The sequence below is a fragment of the Mycobacterium sp. UM_11 genome, assembly GCF_001414075.1.
Lineage (GTDB): Bacteria > Actinomycetota > Actinomycetes > Mycobacteriales > Mycobacteriaceae > Mycobacterium.
Genome location: NZ_LATC01000270.1, coordinates 1 through 322, shown reverse-complemented (window position 1 = coordinate 322; position 322 = coordinate 1). Strand labels below are relative to the sequence as shown.

Sequence of the window (322 nt, the reverse complement as noted above, 5' to 3'; positions counted from 1 at the left end):
CGACGACACCGCCCGGGCCGTTCACCTGGCTGACCAGCGCCATCCAGAACTTCCTGCAAAGCGGGTTGCCCACCCCCACGAACAACTACTTGGGGCTTACGCCGTCGGTATACACGGTGCTGCTCAAGCAGACCACCGGGCTCGGTTACTTCTCCAACGGGCTCGCGTCGTTCAGTTCGTCGATCGCCCAGCAGTTGGTGTTCGGGCCGGGTGGTAGCACGGCCGGTGCCGGTGGGGCCTGGTTCCCGACCCCGCAGTTCGCGCAGTTGGGGTTGGGCAACCTGGGCAGCTTGAGCAGCAACGTGGTCTCGGCCGGTGCCGG

Annotated in this window: 1 pseudogene; it reads left to right on the top strand. The window is 66.5% G+C overall.

Annotated elements, in window-relative coordinates:
* A pseudogene (locus WU80_RS24975) lies at window positions 1–322 on the top strand (hypothetical protein); the annotation flags it as partial.